Source organism: Reichenbachiella sp. (assembly GCF_033344935.1).
GTDB lineage: Bacteria > Bacteroidota > Bacteroidia > Cytophagales > Cyclobacteriaceae > Reichenbachiella.
Genome location: NZ_JAWPMM010000001.1, coordinates 3117213 through 3137181, shown reverse-complemented (window position 1 = coordinate 3137181; position 19969 = coordinate 3117213). Strand labels below are relative to the sequence as shown.

Annotated in this window: 18 protein-coding genes and 1 tRNA gene; 8 read left to right on the top strand and 11 right to left on the bottom strand. The window is 41.0% G+C overall.

What is annotated here, in order from left to right:
- Positions 1 to 115: 115 nt before the first annotated feature.
- Positions 116 to 661 carry a DUF3347 domain-containing protein gene (locus R8N23_RS13540; protein WP_318172143.1) on the bottom strand — a complete coding sequence of 182 codons (546 nt, stop codon included), beginning with the start codon at positions 659 to 661 and terminating at the stop codon, positions 116 to 118.
- 186 nt (positions 662 to 847) lie between these two features.
- Here R8N23_RS13540 and R8N23_RS13535 point away from each other — a divergent pair, with 186 nt between their 5' ends.
- Complete coding sequence (locus tag R8N23_RS13535) at positions 848 to 1183, top strand: hypothetical protein (protein WP_318172142.1); 336 nt, start codon at positions 848 to 850, stop codon at positions 1181 to 1183.
- Positions 1184 to 1292: 109 nt separating this feature from the next.
- On the opposite strand, the gene R8N23_RS13530 is transcribed toward R8N23_RS13535, so the two are convergent.
- The 3 genes from R8N23_RS13530 to R8N23_RS13520 are packed head-to-tail and all read right to left on the bottom strand — an operon-like array spanning position 1293 to position 3028.
- Complete coding sequence (locus tag R8N23_RS13530; RefSeq protein WP_318172141.1) at positions 1293 to 1784, bottom strand: glycine zipper domain-containing protein; 492 nt, start codon at positions 1782 to 1784, stop codon at positions 1293 to 1295.
- Positions 1785 to 1788: 4 nt separating this feature from the next.
- Complete coding sequence (locus R8N23_RS13525) at positions 1789 to 2289, bottom strand: hypothetical protein (RefSeq protein ID WP_318172140.1); 501 nt, start codon at positions 2287 to 2289, stop codon at positions 1789 to 1791.
- Between the two features lie 55 nt (positions 2290 to 2344).
- Positions 2345 to 3028 carry a hypothetical protein gene (locus tag R8N23_RS13520; RefSeq protein WP_318172139.1) on the bottom strand — a complete coding sequence of 228 codons (684 nt, stop codon included), beginning with the start codon at positions 3026 to 3028 and terminating at the stop codon, positions 2345 to 2347.
- A 140-nt stretch (positions 3029 to 3168) separates the two neighbouring features.
- Between R8N23_RS13520 and R8N23_RS13515 the strand changes: the two genes are divergently transcribed.
- Genes R8N23_RS13515 through R8N23_RS13495 form a run of 5 tightly spaced genes read left to right on the top strand, consistent with a single transcriptional unit; the run spans position 3169 to position 10596 of the window.
- On the top strand, positions 3169 to 4320 hold the full coding sequence (locus R8N23_RS13515) for an efflux RND transporter periplasmic adaptor subunit (RefSeq protein ID WP_318172138.1): 1152 nt from the start codon (positions 3169 to 3171) through the stop codon (positions 4318 to 4320).
- Between the two features lie 9 nt (positions 4321 to 4329).
- Positions 4330 to 7482: an efflux RND transporter permease subunit gene (locus tag R8N23_RS13510; RefSeq protein ID WP_318172137.1), complete on the top strand. Its 3153-nt coding sequence runs from the start codon at positions 4330 to 4332 to the stop codon at positions 7480 to 7482.
- Positions 7483 to 7493: 11 nt separating this feature from the next.
- Positions 7494 to 8891 carry an efflux transporter outer membrane subunit gene (locus tag R8N23_RS13505; protein ID WP_318172136.1) on the top strand — a complete coding sequence of 466 codons (1398 nt, stop codon included), beginning with the start codon at positions 7494 to 7496 and terminating at the stop codon, positions 8889 to 8891.
- Complete coding sequence (locus R8N23_RS13500) at positions 8892 to 9551, top strand: potassium channel family protein (protein WP_318172135.1); 660 nt, start codon at positions 8892 to 8894, stop codon at positions 9549 to 9551.
- Between the two features lie 19 nt (positions 9552 to 9570).
- Entirely contained in the window at positions 9571 to 10596 is a 1026-nt protein-coding gene (locus tag R8N23_RS13495) for a S1C family serine protease (RefSeq protein WP_318172134.1), read from the top strand.
- On the opposite strand, the gene R8N23_RS13490 is transcribed toward R8N23_RS13495, so the two are convergent.
- From R8N23_RS13490 to R8N23_RS13460, 7 genes are all read right to left on the bottom strand, one after another.
- Entirely contained in the window at positions 10593 to 11321 is a 729-nt protein-coding gene (locus R8N23_RS13490; protein WP_318172133.1) for a DUF3307 domain-containing protein, read from the bottom strand. The two genes, R8N23_RS13495 and R8N23_RS13490, sit on opposite strands and share 4 nt — an antisense overlap.
- Positions 11318 to 11920: a transcriptional regulator gene (locus R8N23_RS13485; protein WP_318172132.1), complete on the bottom strand. Its 603-nt coding sequence runs from the start codon at positions 11918 to 11920 to the stop codon at positions 11318 to 11320. Before R8N23_RS13485 ends, R8N23_RS13490 begins: the two co-directional genes overlap by 4 nt.
- Before the next feature lie 134 nt (positions 11921 to 12054).
- Complete coding sequence (gene recQ, locus R8N23_RS13480; protein ID WP_318172131.1) at positions 12055 to 14196, bottom strand: DNA helicase RecQ; 2142 nt, start codon at positions 14194 to 14196, stop codon at positions 12055 to 12057.
- A 65-nt stretch (positions 14197 to 14261) separates the two neighbouring features.
- Positions 14262 to 14335 (bottom strand) — tRNA-Thr (locus tag R8N23_RS13475).
- A gap of 211 nt (positions 14336 to 14546) precedes the next feature.
- Positions 14547 to 16661 (bottom strand): DUF349 domain-containing protein, encoded by a 2115-nt coding sequence (locus R8N23_RS13470; protein WP_318172130.1) that lies wholly within the window; start codon positions 16659 to 16661, stop codon positions 14547 to 14549.
- Between the two features lie 45 nt (positions 16662 to 16706).
- On the bottom strand, positions 16707 to 17285 hold the full coding sequence (locus R8N23_RS13465) for a YqgE/AlgH family protein (RefSeq protein ID WP_318172129.1): 579 nt from the start codon (positions 17283 to 17285) through the stop codon (positions 16707 to 16709).
- Between the two features lie 11 nt (positions 17286 to 17296).
- The gene (locus R8N23_RS13460) at positions 17297 to 17881 is read right to left on the bottom strand and encodes a tRNA-(ms[2]io[6]A)-hydroxylase (protein ID WP_318172128.1); all 585 of its coding nucleotides are present in this window, start codon (positions 17879 to 17881) and stop codon (positions 17297 to 17299) included.
- 130 nt (positions 17882 to 18011) lie between these two features.
- On the opposite strand from R8N23_RS13460, the gene pdxH reads away from it, so the two are divergent.
- On the top strand, positions 18012 to 18659 hold the full coding sequence (gene pdxH / locus R8N23_RS13455) for a pyridoxamine 5'-phosphate oxidase (RefSeq protein WP_318172127.1): 648 nt from the start codon (positions 18012 to 18014) through the stop codon (positions 18657 to 18659).
- Between the two features lie 3 nt (positions 18660 to 18662).
- Entirely contained in the window at positions 18663 to 19904 is a 1242-nt protein-coding gene (locus R8N23_RS13450; protein ID WP_318172126.1) for a glycosyltransferase, read from the top strand.
- Positions 19905 to 19969 lie beyond the last annotated feature (65 nt).

Here is a 19969-nt window from a genome sequence, read left to right as displayed (position 1 = left end):
GCGCGAAGTCTGAGGCAATCTAGGTCTAAGATTCGTTTTCGAACGCTAAGATCGCTTCGTTCCTCGCGATGACGTTGCTCAATGGCAATTGAGACAGTGAGTTGATTTGCTCGCCTTACTTAATCGTCTTCTTTACCATGCCGCACTTCAGCATCTTATCCCCGAAATATGGGTTCTTGATTTCTTTGGTGGTACTAAACCAGGAAGCGCCCTCATTGTCTAAAGCCATAGGACAGAAACACTTATTGATTTCACCAGATTCAATAGCACCTTCGAATACGCTTTCCATAGAGTTGTTTAACTCAGAAAATACTGCTCGGGCCTTTTCTACATCTCCTGCATTCATGATGCCATCTGCAATACTGGCCTGTTGCCAGGTGCTTTCATCCGCTTTCAAAGCTTCACTTAGATCTTTAGCAAAAGCTTTTGCTGTTTCGTAGTCTGTAGCTACTAAAGCGTCTCGGAGTTTTTCGTAAGCACTGTAGATGGTTTGTATGCCTTTGCTTTTGAATTTAACGGTTGGTGTTTCCGTAGTTTCTTCTATGTCTGCAGCTACTTCCTCAATTTCTGTAGGTTCAGATGCTGCTTCTGTATTTGATTTTGGATTGCTGTTACAAGCTGTAATAAACAGGCCTGCTATGATTAGACTTAAGTATCTCATTTTGTTGATTTAGTTATGGTCTTATTGTGAGGATAAAATTAGAGTATAACCAGCCAATTTTATAATAAGAAATAAATAATTTGCGACAACCCAGCACGGACGACAACGGCGTAGCTAAATCAGAGTTTCACGGCGGGTGCTATCCTTAATTCTCAGAGTCCCTTTTAGGTGACTCTGAGAGAAAATATGAGTTTCTTTGAGTCGTTTCGTAGTGAGAAGAAGAATTTACTTTGTCCATCAGAGTTACTCGTAGAGAACTCTGATGACTATTTAAGAAATTATATGTTTGGACTATTCAAGAAGAAGAAAAAAGAAAAAAAGGCTCCACAACTATTGGATATCAATGGAGAACCGTTGAATGAAGGGGATAGGGTGGAAGTACTTCGCTATGAGTTGGGTGAATGCACATTGACGCTTGAGGGAGTGCATTACTATTACGAATCAGCGTCCGGCGAAAAAGTGAGTTACGCCAAAATGATTGACGCCAGTACGGAGCAACAGAAGGTGAGGAGAATTAGTTAGATGAAAGGAACTAATCGTAAAGCAGAATGGATTTAATCTAATTTGCTTTACTGTATGTATAAAAGAAAAGGCTGTCCATGGACAGCCTTTTCTTTTAGTTATGAATGTTCTATTGAACGGTATAGCCTTTAGCTGTCATACAGGCAGTGAAGGCTTTTTTGAAGTTATTCATCATTTCCTCTTCGGTGGCTTTGGCTGCTGCTTGATTTTGCTCGGCTTCTTTGTACTCACCATATTTGCGAGCCCTACGTCCTCGAAGACCGCCTACCACAGCTCCAATGGCTGCGCCTTTTCCAGTATCTCCTGCTATGGCACCAATTGCAGCTCCTGCTGCTGCGCCTCCTGCTGCGCCAACCACGGCAGAACCATCAGGTCCGGTTTCTACTTTTTCGGCCTCTACTTTAGGAGGGTTCAACGGATTGACTCCGGTCTCCTTCATAGCCCATTTGTAGCACGCGTATTCGTCATTGTTTTGTGTAGCTTCATCTTGATCCTTCGCAGGGAAAACAAAAAGCCCCAAGCCCTTCGCTAAGTTTTGATCCGATTGCGCGAATGCATTCAATCCAAACAATATTAATAGTAAGGTTAATAAATTCTTCATCTGGTTATTGATTTAAATCGTTGAGGTCTATGAATACATAATCGAGTTGCTCCAAGGCGTCTGCTTCATTGTAAAAGGTGAAGCTATTCACGATTTTTCCACCTTCAATTTTATAAGAAGTGTTGGTCAAAAGGTTTATGGATTTTCCATTTTTATAATTGATATCTAACAAGGCAAAATTAGAAACCCATTCTCCCGGATAATCTCCGCCTGCAACAGATATAGGAAAAACCCTGGACTTGGTATACTTGATAGACTCATACAATTCACTGCTATTGATCTTCCAGGCTTCAAGTGCGAGTTTCTTGGTGGTAGTATCAGAAACAGATGGGCCAATACCGACATAATTTTCAGCAAGTAGAGATTCCATTGTATCGTAATCTTTATTCTCTACCGCCTGGATATAGGATTCGATTAGTTTTACATTTTGCTCTTGTACTGCTTTGGAGGAGTCACACCCAATCAGCCATGCTGTAGCTAGTACAAGGATTGAAATTTTCTTCATGATTTCTTGAAATTTGGTTGTTTTAGTTAGTCAAGGTATTAGTCAATATTACAGATTAATTCCCTCTCTCCAAAATCACCTGGTCCTCAAATAAGGCATTGACGATCACGTGTGCATAGTTGTCTATTTCTATAGCTACATCGGATTTCTTTTCCAGATCATATTTGAAATGTGAGATCCAGACCAATCCGTTGCCGTCGAATTCATTATAATCCATCAAATAGTAAAAATTGGCCTCTAAAATGGAGTATTTATGATGACTATGATCCACATCTGACTGCAAGTGATCATATCTCGCTTCAAAATATTGACCAAACTTGTAGATTCCTTCTGCGTGCCTGGCTAATTCTTCATCAGTGATATCATCGTCATCTGTAGAGATGTTTTCAATAGACGAAGCAGTCAGTACGCCATCAAAACCCTGAGCAAATAATTCTTTCTTAATATCTGACCGATTGACCTCATCGCCTTCTGGCTCATGTTCGAAAAGGGTATACCCAGCCACTGCTGGCACACCTTTGCTTTTGAAATACTTCACGGCATCTTTCTCAAATTCCTTTTTTGTTTTGATGTCTTTGGACATACCAAAAACAGCTACTTTTCTAAAGTTTCGAGGTTCGTACACCGCGTTTTCCCAGGCAGCATCTAATACTAATGGGTGCGATGGTGCACATGAATCTAAAAGGAGTGCTGATAAAAATAGAAATAATGAGAATACTGGTATTTGCTTAAGTTTCATATTGATTTGAGAAAAGGTTAACAAAAGAATATGAAAATTTGATATTAAAAAGAATTATTAACCATTAGTTTTTATTTTCGAAGACAGATGGAAATCATACATCATTAAAAATTTAATTTGAAATATCCTAAACTCACCAAATGAAACTTCGCCAGACGCTGATGGTTTTGATCCTGCCTGTGATCATGTATAGCTGCAAAGAAAAGCAAGCCGCCGTCATTCCACCTCAAAAACTACCGGTTGTAAAAGTTTCCAAACAAGATGTGCCTGTTTTTAAGCAGTTTGTCGGGCAGGTTTATGGTTTAAAGGATATTCCTATCCGTGCAAGGGTTGAAGGCTTTTTGGAGGGTATCTATTTTACAGAAGGGGTTCGTGTAGAAAAAGGGAAACTACTTTACTCTATAGATCCAGAACCTTTTAAAGCGGAGGTGTCGGCCATGCAAGCAAAATTGGCTGAAGCTCAAACGATGCTTGCCAATGCAGAAAACGAATTGGAGCGATACAAGCCATTAGCTGAAATAAATGCGGTGAGTAAAAGTGATTTGGATTATGCCCAGTCAAAAAGAGATGCTGCTGTGGCTTCTGTCAACGCTGCGAAGGGCAACCTGAGAATGAGTCAAATCAATCTGGGGTACTGCAGAATATCTTCTCCAATTACAGGGTTTATTGGTAAAACGAATGCCAGGGAGGGTGAATTTGTAGGAAGAGACCCGAATCCGGTTATTCTTAATACTGTGTCAAGAATTGATACAATACGAGTACAATTTTTCTTAACTGAAAGTGAATACCTCACCGTTGCGAGATATGTGCACAAGAACCAGGAGGAATTAAACCCTAGAGGAGGGAAGGGACGAAAAGACGCGCTGACTTTAATATTATCCGATGGAATAGAGCACCCATTTAAAGGTACCGTAGACTTTATCAATAGAGAAGTAGATGCTACGACAGGTGCTATATTAGTGCAGGGCTCTTTTCCAAACCCAAACTTAATCGTTCGCCCAGGGCAGTTTGGTAGAGTCCGTGTCAAAATGGATGATAAAAAGGATGCCATTATTATCCCTCAAAGATGTGTGATTGAATTACAAGGGCAGTATTCCGTATTTATAGTGGAAAGCGATGGAACGGTTCAGGCCAGATCAGTAAAAGTGAGCGAACGTATAGATGACCTTTGGTTGATTAGCGAAGGTTTGAAAGAAGGAGAGATGGTTGTTCTGGAAGGTGTTCAGAAAGTACAATCCGGTGTTAAGATTGTTCCGGAAGTGACCGAATTCAAAAGTGTTAGCTTAAAATAATCGTCCGATATGTCAGATCAGAAAGGAAATTTCTTCGTGCATCGGCCGATTGTGGCCATGGTTATTGCGATTATTATTGTGATTGTAGGGGCGGTATCAGTCATTGATTTACCGATTGAGCAATATCCCAACCTTACGCCACCAATTGTTCAGGTAAGGGCCAATTATACAGGTGCAAATGCCATTAATGTTGAGGAGTCGGTAGCTACACCGCTGGAGCAGCAAATCAATGGAGTAGACAATATGATTTATATGAAGTCGACCAATGCGAATGATGGGTCGATGGTTATTGATATATCATTTGATGTTGGTACTGATCCAGATATGAATACCGTATTGGCTCAAAATCGGGTATCAGCTGCTACGGCTAAACTTCCAGAAGCTGTTAAGAAATTGGGTGTTACTACCGAAAAATCACTGCCTAATATTTTGATGTTGGTGGCTTTGACTTCTGATGGCAGATACGATCAGGATTTTTTAGGAAACTATGCGTTGATCAATATCAAGGATAGACTATCTCGGATCAAAGGTATTGGTCGAGTGAATGTATTAGGTGCTTCGGATTACTCTATGAGAATATGGATCAAGCCAGATCGTTTGTCTCACTTGGGACTTACTGTGCCGGAAATATTGACTGCCATTAACGAACAAAACATCATCGTACCAGGTGGTAAATTTGGTGCAGAACCAGCGCCGCCAGGGACTGAGTTTACTTATACTGTGCGTTTGCCAGAACGATTCAATTCACCTAAGGAATTTGAAGAGATAGTTGTGAGAACTAAAGAGGATGGGTCTCAGGTAAAACTTGGAGACATCGCAGAGGTTAGTCTTGGAGTAGAAACGTATAATTCTTTTACTCGTTTGAATGGTGAAACTTGCTCTATTGTAGCACTTTATCAAGCGCCAGGTTCTAATGCGGTTGAATTAGCCAAAGATGTAATTTCGGACATGGAAGAGCTTAAAAGTGCATTTCCAGAAGGCATGCAGTATGATGTTTCATTGGATTCTACAGCACCGATTACAGCAGGTATACGAGATATCATCGTCACATTGATTGTTGCTTTGATCTTGGTAGTATTGGTGGTATTCATTTTTATCCAAGATTGGAGGGCTACTTTGATACCAACTATGGCTATACCAGTTTCATTGATCGGAGCTTTCATGTTTTTTCCTGCATTAGGTTTTACCATCAATGTGCTTTCGTTGTTAGGTTTGGTATTGGCGATTGGTATTGTGGTGGATGATGCGATTGTTGTGGTTGAAGCCGTACAGGTGAATATTGAAAAAGGCATGAGTACCAAAGAGGCCACGCTGGATGCGATGCGTAAAGTGACTGCTCCAGTTATTGCTACGACTCTAGTTTTGATCGCGGTATTTATTCCTGTCGCGGGTATGGCCGGAATTACGGGATTGCTCTATCAACAGTTCGCTATCACGATTGTTGTATCTGTGATGGTTTCTTCGGTCAATGCATTGACGCTAAGTCCGGCACTATGTTCTATCCTGCTTAAGAAGCCAGAGAAATACGGCGGGCCTTTAGGTTGGTTCTTTGGAAAGTTTAATCAAGGCATGGATAAAAGCACGGATGCTTACATGAGTTTTACCAATGTAGTGACTCGAAAGATTAAAAGAGGAGTGATTTTCATTGTCATCATGACTGTGGGTGCTGGTATTTTTGGAAAGATGGTTCCAGGAGGTTTTATACCTGAAGAGGATATGGGCTATTTCTTTGTAAACATGCAGCTGCCAAACGCTGCATCCCTGCAGAGGTCTGACGTGATAGCCAAAAAAATTGAAGAAATCATGGCTACTGTACCTGAGGTGCAATATGTGACAACTGCCACTGGTTTTAGTCTATTGTCAGGTGCCATGTCTTCAAATAATGGTTTCATGTTCGTTACGCTCACCGATTGGGCAGAACGAGATCGCACGGCCAAAGAGATTGTGGATGACGTGAACAAAAAACTCTACTTTGCTATTAAGGGTGCTCAGGCATTTGCTTTCGGCCCACCGGCTATACCTGGGCTAGGAAATGGATCTGGATTTAGTATTATGATACAGGATAAATTGGGGAACTCGCCAGCTTATTTGTCTCAAAATACGATGAAGTTTATCCAGGCGGCCAATGAGGCTCCTGAGATTGGACGTGCATTTACAACCTTCCAAGCTACAGTACCCCAGCGCTATATGAATGTGGATAAAGAGAAGGCGCTAAAAATGGGAGTGAAACTCAACGATCTTTATACTACGGTTGGAGCATTTATGGGTGGTGCTTATGTCAATGATTTTACAAGATTTGGACGTCTCTACAAGACCTACATTCAAGCGGAACCAGAGTACCGAGTAGATGAGACTCAGATAAGTAACTTCTTTATTAAAAACAATCGAGGCGATATGGTGCCGCTCGCCACGTTGGTCGATATAGAAGCGATATCTGGTCCGGACTATACTAATAGGTTTAATCTTTTTAGATCTGTGGAAGTAACCGGTAGTCCAGCGCCTGGTTTTACTTCTGCACAGGCCATGGAAGCTTTAGAAAGAGTCGCAGGTGAAGTGCTACCTGCAGATATGAGCTTTTCTTGGAATGCCATGTCTTTTCAGGAAAAAAAGGCCTCAGGTTCTTTGGGTGTAATCTTAACATTCTCACTGGTTTTTGTGTTTTTGATTCTGTCTGCTCAGTATGAAAGTTGGTCCTTACCACTCAGTATTCTTTTAGGAACACCATTTGCCATTTTTGGGGCTTTGTTTGCGCTCTGGGTATCCAGGCAATTCAGTCCAACCTTTGAGAATAACATTTTCGCACAAGTATCATTTGTGATGTTGATAGGTATGGCTGCTAAAAATGCGATCCTTATCGTAGAATTTGCTAATGAGGAATTTCAAAAGGGACTTTCTCTTTTTGACTCGGCCATTGCTGCAGCCAAGTCACGGTTCAGGCCAATTTTAATGACAGCCTTTTCATTTATATTAGGAGTATTTCCCTTGGTTGTTGCCAGTGGATCAGGAGCAGAGGCTAGAAAAGTAATGGGTATGGCGCTACTGGGAGGGATGGCATTGGCTACATTCCTTGGCGTATTTTTATATCCAATGCTCTTCGTGTTTATAGGCAAACTTTTTAATTACGAAAAAAACCGAAGCATCGAGCCTTCAACAGATCAATAAGTATGAAGAAGATGGTAAAAAATATCGCGATTTGGTTTTTAACAGGTCTGTTTTTGTATTCGTGCAAAATGGGACCGGCATTTAAGAGCCCAGAAATGGAGACTCCTGATGCATATCAATACGCAGAAAATAAAACAGATTCCCTTGGAGATATCAAGTGGTGGGAGTTATTTAATGATCCGGTTTTAGATTCCTTGATTATTGTAGCCCTTGATAGTAATAGAAATGTAAGTATTGCAGCCAACGACTTAAAACAAGCACAGTTGCTTTATAAAATTCAAAAAGTAGAAATGCTACCTCAGCTCAATGCACAAGGCAATATTACTTACGGCAACTATGCAGGATTTTTAGGCACTGAAGCCAATGGCAACTATGCTGGACTTGGAGCAGTGAGTTGGGAGTTGGATTTTTGGGGAAAACTCAGAAGATTAAATGAGGCCGCAATGGCGGAGTATTTAGCTTCTGAGGCAGGTTATCAAAACCTTAGGTTGGCAATAGCTAGTGAGGTGGCCTTTTTATATTTTGAACTAAGAAGATACGAGGCCAGCATTGAAATATCTGAACGAACGGTGGCGCTACGTGATAGTTCTGTTAACTTGATTCAGGCAAGATATGATAAGGGCATCGTTGCTGAAATAGATCTAAACCAAGCTCAAATCCAACAAGCCATTGCTGCATCCGCTGTTCCTTTGTATGTTCGGGCTGCGGTACAAACCGAGAATGCCTTAAGTGTATTATTAGGAGGATTTCCGACATCAATTGAAGAGAGTTTGCCATTGGATAGCTTGACCGTAGCGGTAGATATTCCAATTGGACTTCCTTCGGAGATTTTGCTTAGTAGACCAGATGTTGCTCTCGCTACGCAGCTTATCGTAGCGCAGAATGCAAGAATAGGTGTTGCACAGGCTGCTCGATTTCCTTCCATTTCATTAACAGGTGTGCTAGGGGTTAGTAACGAATTGAATGATTTCAATTCTGGTGGTTTAGCTTGGAATGCTGGAGCCAGTTTGGTTGGGCCCATTTTCAATTGGGGTAAAAATAAGAGGAAAGTAGAAATAGAGCGAGTCAGAACCGAGTCTGCTTACCTGAATTATGAGGCTGTGGTTTTCAACGCTTTCCGGGAAGTAGAGGACGCACTGATAGCTATTGAAACCTATGATCAGGAAATTGAAGCCAGACAAAATCATGTGCGTGCTGCTACCAATGCACAGTACTTGAGCTCTGAAAGGTATGACAAGGGGATTACAAGTTACTTGGAGTATCTGGAGTCTCAGCGACAAGCTTTTGAAGCTGAGTTAGCGCTTACTGCCGTCCGTAGCGAATTGTTGGCATCTTACATTCAGCTATATAAAGCCTTAGGTGGTGGATGGTTAAGAGCAGAAGAATATGGAAACCAACCGACCGAATAAATGCTTTTTGTAAAAGAGGACATAAGAGAGTCATTGATCACTAGTTACAAGTATCAAATACTTTTTTTCATCATGTTGGTGAATATTTTGTTGCCAGGTTTTTTCCCCCAAGAGATGAGGTATGCATTTGTATCTCCTGCTTTGAATATATTGATGTTGGGATCTTGTTTTTTGGTGATCCAGAAACATAGAAAAACAGCGCTTTATATATTGATGTTGGGTATACTGGGAGTTGTGTTTAATTGGTTTGAAGGATACGCTGGCTTGATTGGTTTGGTGATCTTTTCATTTTTTATTGGCATTGTAGCCTTCGAATTGTTTTCGGATTTGGTGGCTAAAAAAAATATTGGAGTTAGTGAGATTTTTGGAGCTTTTGACGGCTATATGCTTATTGGTTACATCGGCGCACTATTGTCATTGGCTATTCACTTTATAGAACCTGCAGCTTATTCAAATATTGCTGAGGGACGAGAAGGATCTCAGGATTTACTCTATTTTAGTTATATCACCATGCTGACTATCGGCTATGGAGACATAGCACCTCTATTATCTGCATCGAAAGGTTTATCGATCGTTTTAGGGCTTGTAGGACAGTTTTATCTAGTGGTTGTAGTAGCCACATTTGTTGGAAAATTTTTAAGAGACTCAAACACAAAATAGTAATTTATCTAATCTCGAAATGAAGAAAATTTTATCATTATTCGCTTTTTCTGTTTTAATCGTATTTCAATCCGAGGCTCAGACACTCAGTGATTTGTATGAAACACTTTCTAAATCTGTAGTTAAAATCATTATTGAAGAAAAGGATTTTAATGTGAGAGAAGGTCAAATAGTAACCAATGAGGGTATCGGGTCAGGTGTATTGATCGATGCTAATGGTTTAATACTTACGGCTTCACATGTGGTACAAACAGCAGAAAACATAAGAGTGCAATTCAATGATGGCGAAACTATACCCGCCAAAGTGGTTAGCTCAGCTCCATTTGCAGATGTAGCAGCTATTCAGTTGTCCTGGGCGCCGAAGAATAAGGTGGTAGCCAAACTAGGTGATTCTGATCAAGTGAGAGTAGGAGACGAGATATTCATGGTGGGTTCACCTTATGGATTAGACTTCAGTCTTTCAGTGGGCTATATTAGTGGCAGGCATATAAAAAAGCGTTTTGCTCATGGCGCTCATGTGATTGAGTTCTTTCAAACGGATGCATCAATTAATCATGGAAATTCTGGAGGGCCGATGTTCAATATGAATGGTGAAGTAGTAGGACTTGCCAGTTATATTTTATCAGAATCCGGTGGATTTCAAGGGTTAGGTTTTGCAGCGACATCTAATGTGTGCAAAAAATTATTATTGGAAGAAGCAACGCCTTGGACTGGAATGGAAGCAGTGTTAGTTGGAGGAGAATTAGGCAGTGCACTCAATATCCCTCAAAACATTGGGCTGTTGGTGCAGAAGGTTACACTTTTTTCCCCAATTGGTGCATTAGGTATAGAAGGTGGTACCATTCCTATGGAATACAATGGTGAGACTATTCTGATCGGTGGGGATATTATTCTGGCTGTAAATGGAACGCCGTTAACTACAGAAGCAGGAATCGAGAAAATTGCTGATGAATTTTCTAAGCTTAAAAAAGGTGATTCATTTACGCTTATCGTTTGGCGCGATGGTAAAAAACACAAATTGAAAGGAACTGTAGGAGGAATTTAACGATCAATTATTCCCGAAAAGTATACGTAAGCCAGGCCGCAAAGAATGGCAAATCCAAAGCTCAGCAATGTGCCAATCAATATGTATTCAGTAAGTTTTCTGTCCTTTGCTTTTGATAGGTCACCAAATCTAAAAACTGATTTAGCTGCCAATAAGAATCCTATGGATTGCCACTGACCAAGTGCAATAAAACCAAAGATAAAGAGGCGCTCGAGCATGCCAATGTATTTACCAGCATGCTCCAGCGAGGCGCTATTGATATCTTCTTCCAATTCCCATTTGGTTATGATTACTTTCATAAAAATTGATGAAACCACAGTGGTCGTGAGTAGGGCTATCACAAATAGAATTATTTGATTACTCATTAAAAATGAGCCAGCCTGAATAAGAGAGTAGGGCTCGTATAAATTGACCACCCAAGCAAGTACAAAAAGATGGGCAAGCTGATCTAAGAAAAATAACCATCGTTTGTTCGACGAGTTTTGAAAGTTGATTTTCATTAAATCAATGATAAAATGAGAGGCTATGATGATCGCCAAACCTTTCCAGAAGGAGAAATCAAATTGTAGCAGTAGAAGTATCGCTAGTGTATGAGTGAGCAAATGAACATACAAGTATTTTGATTTGTGTTTTTTTTCTTCTTTGTCTTTGATCCAATGAGTCGGTTGAATCAGAAAGTCTCCAATGAGGTGAGCTAAAAGTAATTTGAGGGTTAAGGCAATCATAGGTTGGTTATTAATTCACGATATCTTTTTTCCAGTTTCATTATATCCTCAAACCCAGCACGAATGAGACTTTGACTAATCGTCCCTTGACTTTTTCCTAGATGTTTGGCCAGTTGAAGTTGTTTCCAGTCTGGATGCTCAATGGAGGCCTGAATGTAATGTGCAGCATTTACTGGCCAGTTGTTCATGGTGAGCAAGGCAAGGTCTATGGCCAGTTCCATTTGTTCATTGATGCTTGAGGAGGGAGTGATCAGAGCAAGCGTCTTTTTGTTGTTCAATCGATTGAATGCTTCTCCTGAATGTACGAAGGCTTCGCCATTAGATTCGGTAATTTTGGGTGAGTTATGGTCTTTTTCGCCTACACCTATGCCAAGTCGGATATCTAAAGAGGCTATTTGTTTGATACTAGACTTTAGGTGAATAGCGGCGAGTAGGGCAGCTGTAGGTTCTACTTCTAGCTGAAAACTGTCCCCGCGGTAGATCTCCCAAGTTTTTGGTGTAGTGCCATATTTTATGAGTGTACCCTTTAGTATGGGTAGCCATATTTGGCTGTCTACCTTTCTTGAATTGATGATATCTCCAGTGAGGATACTTGTCATATTTCAGTAAATATCGGCTATTTTACCAATAATTACAAATATTGGCATTTTAGCCAATAAAATACAATATTGATGCATAAGCCAATATTGTATTCCGTTTCAGAAGTTGAACTCTAACCAACAGTGATTATCACTTAGATTTTAGGTTTTTTATACAGAGCCAAGCCCAATCTGAGTTTGTCATAAGACACCTGCTGATCGAGAAAATCGAATATCGGTTTTAACTTTTCTATTTCACCGGTTTCTTTAATCGCTTTGAAAATTAAAGCCAGCTCTTGTTCGGTCACGTATTGGCGAAGGTCAATGTCTTTCCCCTGCTCATAAATAGTAGCCAAATGAGAATGAATGGTTACGATGTTTAAATTCCTTTTGGTGGCGATCTCTTCCGGCGTTAGCCCTTCTTTGATCAATTCATAAGTAACTAAATGAGTGGCGCCTTTGATTTTTTCACCTTCTAATGATTTTTCTTTGATGAATGTGATGATCTCATCTATAAACTCTCTTCCATATTGAGCGGCTTTGCGTTCGCCAATTCCTGAGATATTTAATAACTCATCATCTGTGGTAGGTTTGTGAGTAGACAATTCCTGTAAAGTAGAATCACTAAATACCACATAGGCAGGTACGCCCTGAGATTCTGCGATTTGTTTCCTTAGAGCCCTGAGTCGTTCGAATAGTGCATTGGTTTGCTGTACTTTTTTGGTAGGTTGAGCAGGAGTGAGTCGTTGCTTCCGTTGCTCGTGCGTCTCTGGTTTGCTGATTTTTACTTCAATTTTGCTATAGAGCGCTTTTTTTCCTAAATCTGTAATTCTTAATACATTGTGTTGGTCAAAGGCAATTTCTAGCAGTCCCAGGTTGAGAAACTGACCAATGTAATGTTGCCATTCTACATAGCTATGTTCTTTACCTATACCGTAGGTTTTGATGTTCTGATAGCCGAGCTGGAACAAGTCATTTCTACCCGAACCACGTAAAATATCGATAAGCATCCGAGTTCCAACTTTCTGTTGGGTACGAGCCACAGCCGATAGTGCCATTTGTGCCAGCTTGAGTCCGTCGATAAACTCCGGCGGGTTTCTACAGATGTCGCAGTTGCCACAGTCCTTTTCTAATTGCTCACCGAAATAGCTAAGTAGTAGTTTGCGTCTGCAGGAAGTCGCTTCCGCAAATTGTTGCATACGCTGCAGTTTGGCTTCCAACAGTTGTTTTTGTTCGCCTTCTTCTATAAACTGTTTCAACTGCATCACATCACTATAGCTATAAAAAAGTAAAGTTTTGGAATCTACGCCGTCTCGACCTGCACGACCAATCTCTTGGTAATAGCTCTCCAGGTTTTTGGGTAAGTTGTGATGGATGACCCAGCGTACATTGGACTTATCTATTCCCATCCCAAAGGCAATCGTAGCGCAGACTACTTTCAGGTCGTCTCGTATGAATCTCTCTTGTACCTTGTCTTTTACTTGTGGGTCCATGCCTGCATGATAGAAATCTGCATCTATTCCTTGCTTTTGCAATTTCAGAGCCAGTGATTCTGTGCTTTTTCTAGACAGACAGTAGATGATCCCGGATTCCTCTGGTTGATTTTTGATCCAATCGATAATGGCATCGACTCGTTTTTGTGCTGGCCTTACCGCCAGGCTGAGGTTGGGGCGATCGAATGAGGATAGAAAGGTCTGTGCATGCGATATATTCAGTTGATTCAAAATATCGTTTCTCGTGGCTTTATCGGCAGTAGCAGTAAGTGCCATAATTGGAACTTCTGGAAACTGCTCTTTTAGGAATTTGAGTTTGGTATACTCAGGCCTAAAGTCATGTCCCCATTGAGAAATACAGTGCGCTTCATCTACAGCTATCAGGTTAAGTGTGCTAGACTTCATGATATTAAAAAAGTCTCTCGTCATGAGTTTTTCAGGGGAGACGTAGAGGAGTTTGATCTTGCCTGCCATAAACTCTTCCTCTACTTGTCGTTGAGCTGCTGCACTGATTGAGCTGTTTAGAAAGGCAGCAGAAACACCGTTTTGTCTCAGCGCTTCTACCTGGTCTTTCATCAGAGAAATCAAAGGGGAGATAACCAAACAAGCACCATCTCGAATTAAAGCAGGGATTTGGTAACAAATCGATTTTCCACCACCGGTGGGCATAATAACTAAAGCGTCTTTATTTTCTAATGCTTCAGTTATCGCTTGCTCTTGGCGTAGCCGAAATTCATCGTATCCAAAGGTGTTTTTTAAAACTTTACGAGCTTTGGATAAAAGGAGGGAGGACGGGTTGGTCATATCAAAGTTCTTCGTTCTTAAACATAAAAAAAGCAGCAACTTTTTCAAGTGCTGCTTTCTATAAGAGCCCCCAGTCGGATTCGAACCAACGACCTACTGATTACAAGTCAGTTGCTCTGGCCAACTGAGCTATGGAGGCAAAATTTTTTGCGGCCTTCTCTTCTTTTGAGGAGATTCCAAGTTAGTTGCTCTGGTCGAATCGTCGAACCGCAACTAAGCGATGGAAGGCAATAAAATCTTAATTCTTGTTAGCCCTTTTGGCTAATTGCGAGTGCAAAAGTAAAGCAGAATTTTTCTTCTGCAAGTTTCTCAATAATTTAATTTTAAAGTTTTTTTTAAGCCGCTGATTATCAATGTTCCGCGTAAGTAATCAACTTTAATTCTTCTTTCAGTTCTTCTAATTCAGCTTCTGCTTTTTTGATTTTTTCTTCAAAATCTTTCAGCATTTCATTAGCCGTTTTGGAGGAAGCAAAGAAGCTCAGATTGTTCTTCCAGGTAGAAACATCTTTCTCCAGGGTTTGTATCTTTCTTTTGATCGAATGCTCCTTACGCTGCAGCTTATGATCTCCATGCGGTCCGGATTTAATTTTGTTGATTCGTACCAGAGATTTCAATTCTGCCAATTCTTCTTCATCAAAATCTTTAGCTTGTGCTATGACTTTGTTGAGCGCTTCCTGATAGCGATTTTGAATTGCTTTGATGGTTTTCTTTGGCACAAAGCCAATAGCGTTGAAGGCATCTTGCAATTCGTAAACTTGTTCCGGATGAAGATCTTCCGCTCCGGCTAATGCCTCCAAAGACGCACAGATATCTTCTTTCTTCTTCAAGTTGTCATCGTAAGACGACTCCATTTCTTTGTTATGGCCTCTTTTCTTATTGAAAAACTCATCACAAGCAGCCTTAAACTTCTTGTAGATCTTTTCTCTCTCTTTGCCTGGCACTGGCCCAATTTCTTTCCATTCTTTTTGCAAAGACTTATAAGCATTAGCTGTTTCGTTCCAGTCTTCACTGGTTTGTAGCTCAATCGCTTTGTCTACCAACTCTTGTTTCTTCTTCAGATTGTCTTCGCGCTGTGAATCCAATGTTTTGAAGAAGGCAGACTTATTATGGAAGAAAGATTTGAAATCTCCCCAGAATTTTTTGTTTACCGATTTCGCCTGATCTTTTGGCATGGCACCCACAGCTTCCCATTCTTTCTGAATGGCTAGGAGTTCTTTTGTTTTTGAATTCCATTCGCCAATGCTATCAGAGGTGAAATTCGAATATGCTGCAATCTTCTCTGCGATTTTGACTTTCTTCTCATAATTCTCACCCAATTCTTCTTTGAGGTGAGATACATAGTCTTTACGCTTAGCATAGACTAGATCAGAAGCTGCTTTGAACCTTTGCCAGGTTTCTTCCTGAACTTCTTTAGGGATAGGCCCAATATGCTTGTATTCTTCGTGCAGCTCATTTAATCTTTTGATGGCTTCGTTTAAGTTTTCGAGCGCATCGAGAGATTCTGCTTGCTTACAAAGCTCGAGTTTAGCTTCAAGGTTTTTCTTTCTGTCGAGCTCTTTGAGTTCGAAATAGATGCTTCTGTGGTCATAATAACGATCCATCAACGCATTGTAATTGGCCCAAAGGGTGCGATTGTGCTGGTGGTGGACTGGACCGATGGCTTTCCATTCCTCCTGCATTTTTTTCAAGGCGTTGATGCTGGAAGTATTTTCATCATCATCAACGAAAGCTCTTAGTCTTTCAAGTAATGCATTTTTGAGCTCAAGATTTCGCTCTTTTTGCTTTTCTTGCTCTTTAGCGTTTTTGGATTTTTTCTCACGGAGGATTTTGAAATAGGCTTCAAACTTTATGGAGAACTCATCGAGCTTGTATTGGAAATCATCTTTTGAACCACCGTCTGCTTCAAATTTCTTTAAGGCTTCAGCTCTTTCCGCTTGGAATATCTCATCGTAAGCCTTCTTGATGTCGCTGATTTTTTTGCCTTTCTTATATCCATCATCCTGACTAGACAAGTCAGCTAAGGCAGTGGTTAATTGTTCTTTGGAGAAAGTGGAGTAATCTACTTCTTCTTCAACTTCTTCCTCTTCTTTGGTGTCAGAAGCAGGAGGGTTTGGTGCGACAGGTTCTGCTGGAGCATCAGCCGCTTTTTTTTCTTCAGTTGGAACGGTGGGTTCTTCTTTTGATTCTGCTTGAGGGGATTCTGCTACCTCTTCTTTTTCTTCAGGAGCGGTTTCCGCTTCTTCAGTCGTTTGCTCGGCTACAGGAGTTTCCTCTTGAGAAGTGGTCTCTTCTGTAGTTGAGGCTTCTGCAATTACTTCTGCTTGTGGTACTTCGGTTTCACTAGAATCGGAGGTGGAATCAATCTTAGTTTCATTCTCATTTGTTAATTCAGGGTTTTCCTGAACAGCCCCCGGATTCGTCGATTTTTCATCTGTTGATCCAGTCATTTCATTCTCGTTAGTCATAATACTTTTTCTCTACACCATGCAATTTATGCAATTTTTGTGGCATTAGTTCATATTGGGATCAGCTGGATAGTTCGCAAACATTTTAAACTTACCACCTAAACTTTCCAATACATCTTTCCACAATAGGCGTTCGTCTATATCAAATACACGTTGTGCGGAGATACCCTTACATACAATCCAAGACTTTGCCTCCAATTCCTCTTCCAACTGACCAGCAGCCCAACCTGAATATCCTAGAAAGAAACGGAAGTCACGGGGATTGATTTGCTTCAGGTCGATCATAGACAGTAGCTTGTCGTAATCACCCCCCCAATAGATGCCACCACCTACCGCCTTGCCTTCTGGCATGAGGTCTGGCGCTCGGTGAATAAAATGTAAAGTGTCTTGCTGTACAGGACCTCCAATAAACAGTTTTTCCTGAAAGTCAGAAACCTGATCAATTACTTCTTCGAAAGTGGCGTTGGATGCTTTATTCAAAACATACCCGAATGTTCCATTTTCATCGTGTTCGCAAATGAGAACAACAGTTCTCTCGAAATTGGGATCCGGGAGATAAGGCTCAGAAATCAATACATCTCCCTTTTCGGGATTGAATTTTTGTTTTGAATGAAAGTAATCCATAGGCTATATGCTTAGTGTAATCTTGGAGATAAAGGCATAGCTTCCATGATTTTGCCTTCTATCTCATTCATTTCTTTTAATCGTTTGTATACGTCGTCTTCATCAAAGTAGATCAATGCCATTTTTACGAATACTTCTCCGTGTTTGGCTTCTGAGGCCCAGAGGTCTTGATAAAACTCTTTGAGTTTTCCCTGAGGTAAATTTTCATAAACCAGACGGAAACGTTCGGCACCTCTGTTTTCCACAATAGAGGCTAAAAGCAAGCGATCCATAAAACGCTCTTCTCTTCCGCTTCTACAGCTCTTAATGAGTTGTTTGACGTATTGGTCTTCTTGGATTTCATGGTTCAGTTTGATGCCTCGTTCTTGCATGATCTCATAGACCGAACGAAAGTGTTCTAATTCCTCCACAGCGGTGTCGATGAGTTCGGGAAGGATTTCAAGTCGATCAGGAAATTTAGCTACAAAGCTCATGGCCATCGAAGAAGCTTTGCGCTCGCAGTCGGCATGATCTTGTAAAAAAGAATCGAAATCATTCATCACCGTTTCAACCCATTCGGGCGAACTGTCGTAGCATAGGGGAACTCGTAACTGCATATTTTTAAGATAGTGAATTAAGTTTAAACTCTAAAGTTTCAAGTTTAACATCTTAAGTCTAAAATATATCATCAAAGTCTAACATTTGGTGATATTTGTAGCACATACCATAGAATACTAATAATAAGAGATGGCGAAAGAATTTTTACCCGGGATGAGAAAGGATTATGGCAAGGACTCTTTGACTAAAGAAAGCGTGCACCAGGACCCTATGATGCAATTTGAAGCGTGGTTTAAAGACGCCATGAAGTCTGATGGCGATGAGGCCAACGTGCTGACACTTTCTACGCTTGGGGAAGATCAAATTCCAGAAGGCCGTATCGTGTTGTTGAAGTTCTATGCCGAGGACGGTTTTACTTTCTATACCAACTACACCAGCAACAAGGCCAAGCAGCTGGAAAAACATCCGTACGCCTCGATGACTTTTCATTGGAAATCGCAGGAACGTCAGGTTAGGATCAAGGGTAGTATTTCCAAAGTGCCAGCTGAAATCTCAGATGCTTATTTCAATGAGCGACCTTATGGTAGTAGAATAGGAGCATGGGCTTCGCCACAAAGTCAGGAAATACCCAACCGTGATTTTCTGGAAGATCGAGTGGAAGAGATTCAAGATAAATTTGAAAATCAGAATGAAATACCACGTCCAGAGTTTTGGGGAGGGTATTTATTGACTCCAGTCAAAATCGAATTTTGGCAGGGAAGGCCTAGCAGATTGCACGATCGGATAGTCTATGATCTGATGGACGGACAATGGGTAACCAAAAGACTGGCGCCTTAAGTTTTGAGCAATATTTACTTAGAGCGTTATGCTTATCCGCAGACCTATATAGCACTCGAAGACTACGGAAAGCCGGATTTAATTGTAGTCTTGCCATGCCACAATGAACCGGATTTGCTTACCTCATTAGAGGCGATAGAAGCATGCGAAACACCTGAGGGGGAAGTTTCTGTGATTGTGGTGATCAATGCTTCTGCACAAGCGGATGAAGAAATCAAAAAACGCAACGAACATACACTTGGTGCTTGCCAGAAGTGGTTTGCAGTATCTAACAGAAAATACCAATATCATTTCATTTTAGAAAACGAATTACCCAAGAAACATGCCGGTGTAGGGCTTGCCCGAAAGATTGGAATGGATGAGGCTGTTCGGATGTTTGAATCCCAAGAGAAGGGCGGTGTGATTCTCTGCTTCGATGCAGATAGTACTTGTGAGCCAAATCTACTAATAGAAGTAGAAAAGGTATTTGAGGAGAACCCTAAAGTGCCTGGCTGCTCGATTCATTTCGAACATCCGCTGGAAGGTGAGCAAGCTCCAGAAGTGTATGAGGGCATTCTCAACTACGAACTGCACCTGCGATACTACGTGGATGGGTTGAAATATGCTGGGTTTCCTTATGCCTTTCAGACGATCGGGTCGAGTATGGCTGCTCGCTCTTCGGCCTATCAAAAGCAGGGAGGGATGAATCGCCGAAAAGCGGGCGAGGACTTTTATTTTCTACACAAAATCATTCCTTTGGGGAATTTCAAAGAACTCAACACGACCAAAATTATACCGTCGCCCAGACGGTCGGATCGAGTGCCCTTTGGTACCGGTCGAGCGATTGGTAGTTGGTTGGATGAAGGCAAGTCCGAATTGCTCAGTTATAATCCGCAGGTTTTTGAAGACCTGAAAGTTTTCTTTTCTGCCGTAGATGGACTGTATCAGTTGACGGACCTGGAAAAGCAATGGCAGAATTTTTCCGAATCCATTAGGCAGTTTGTCCCTTTTGAAGAGTTCAAATCTCATATCCAGGAATTTAATAGCCAAGCCAATTCTATGGTGACTTTTCAAAAGCGATTCTACCAGTGGTTTGATGGATTCAAAGCACTGAAATTTGTACACTTCGCACGGGATGAGTTTTATCCTAATGTGCCAGTGGCTGATGGAGTGGATTGGTTGTTTGGAACTTTAGGGAAGGATTCCAAGACTTGGGATTTGAAAATAAAGTTGGATGAGTTGAGAAGTGTGGATAGGAGGGTGTAGTCGTAAATTGACGAATAGAAAGTGCTGCGACTGATCTATAATGATGTCTTTTATGTTACCGTAAA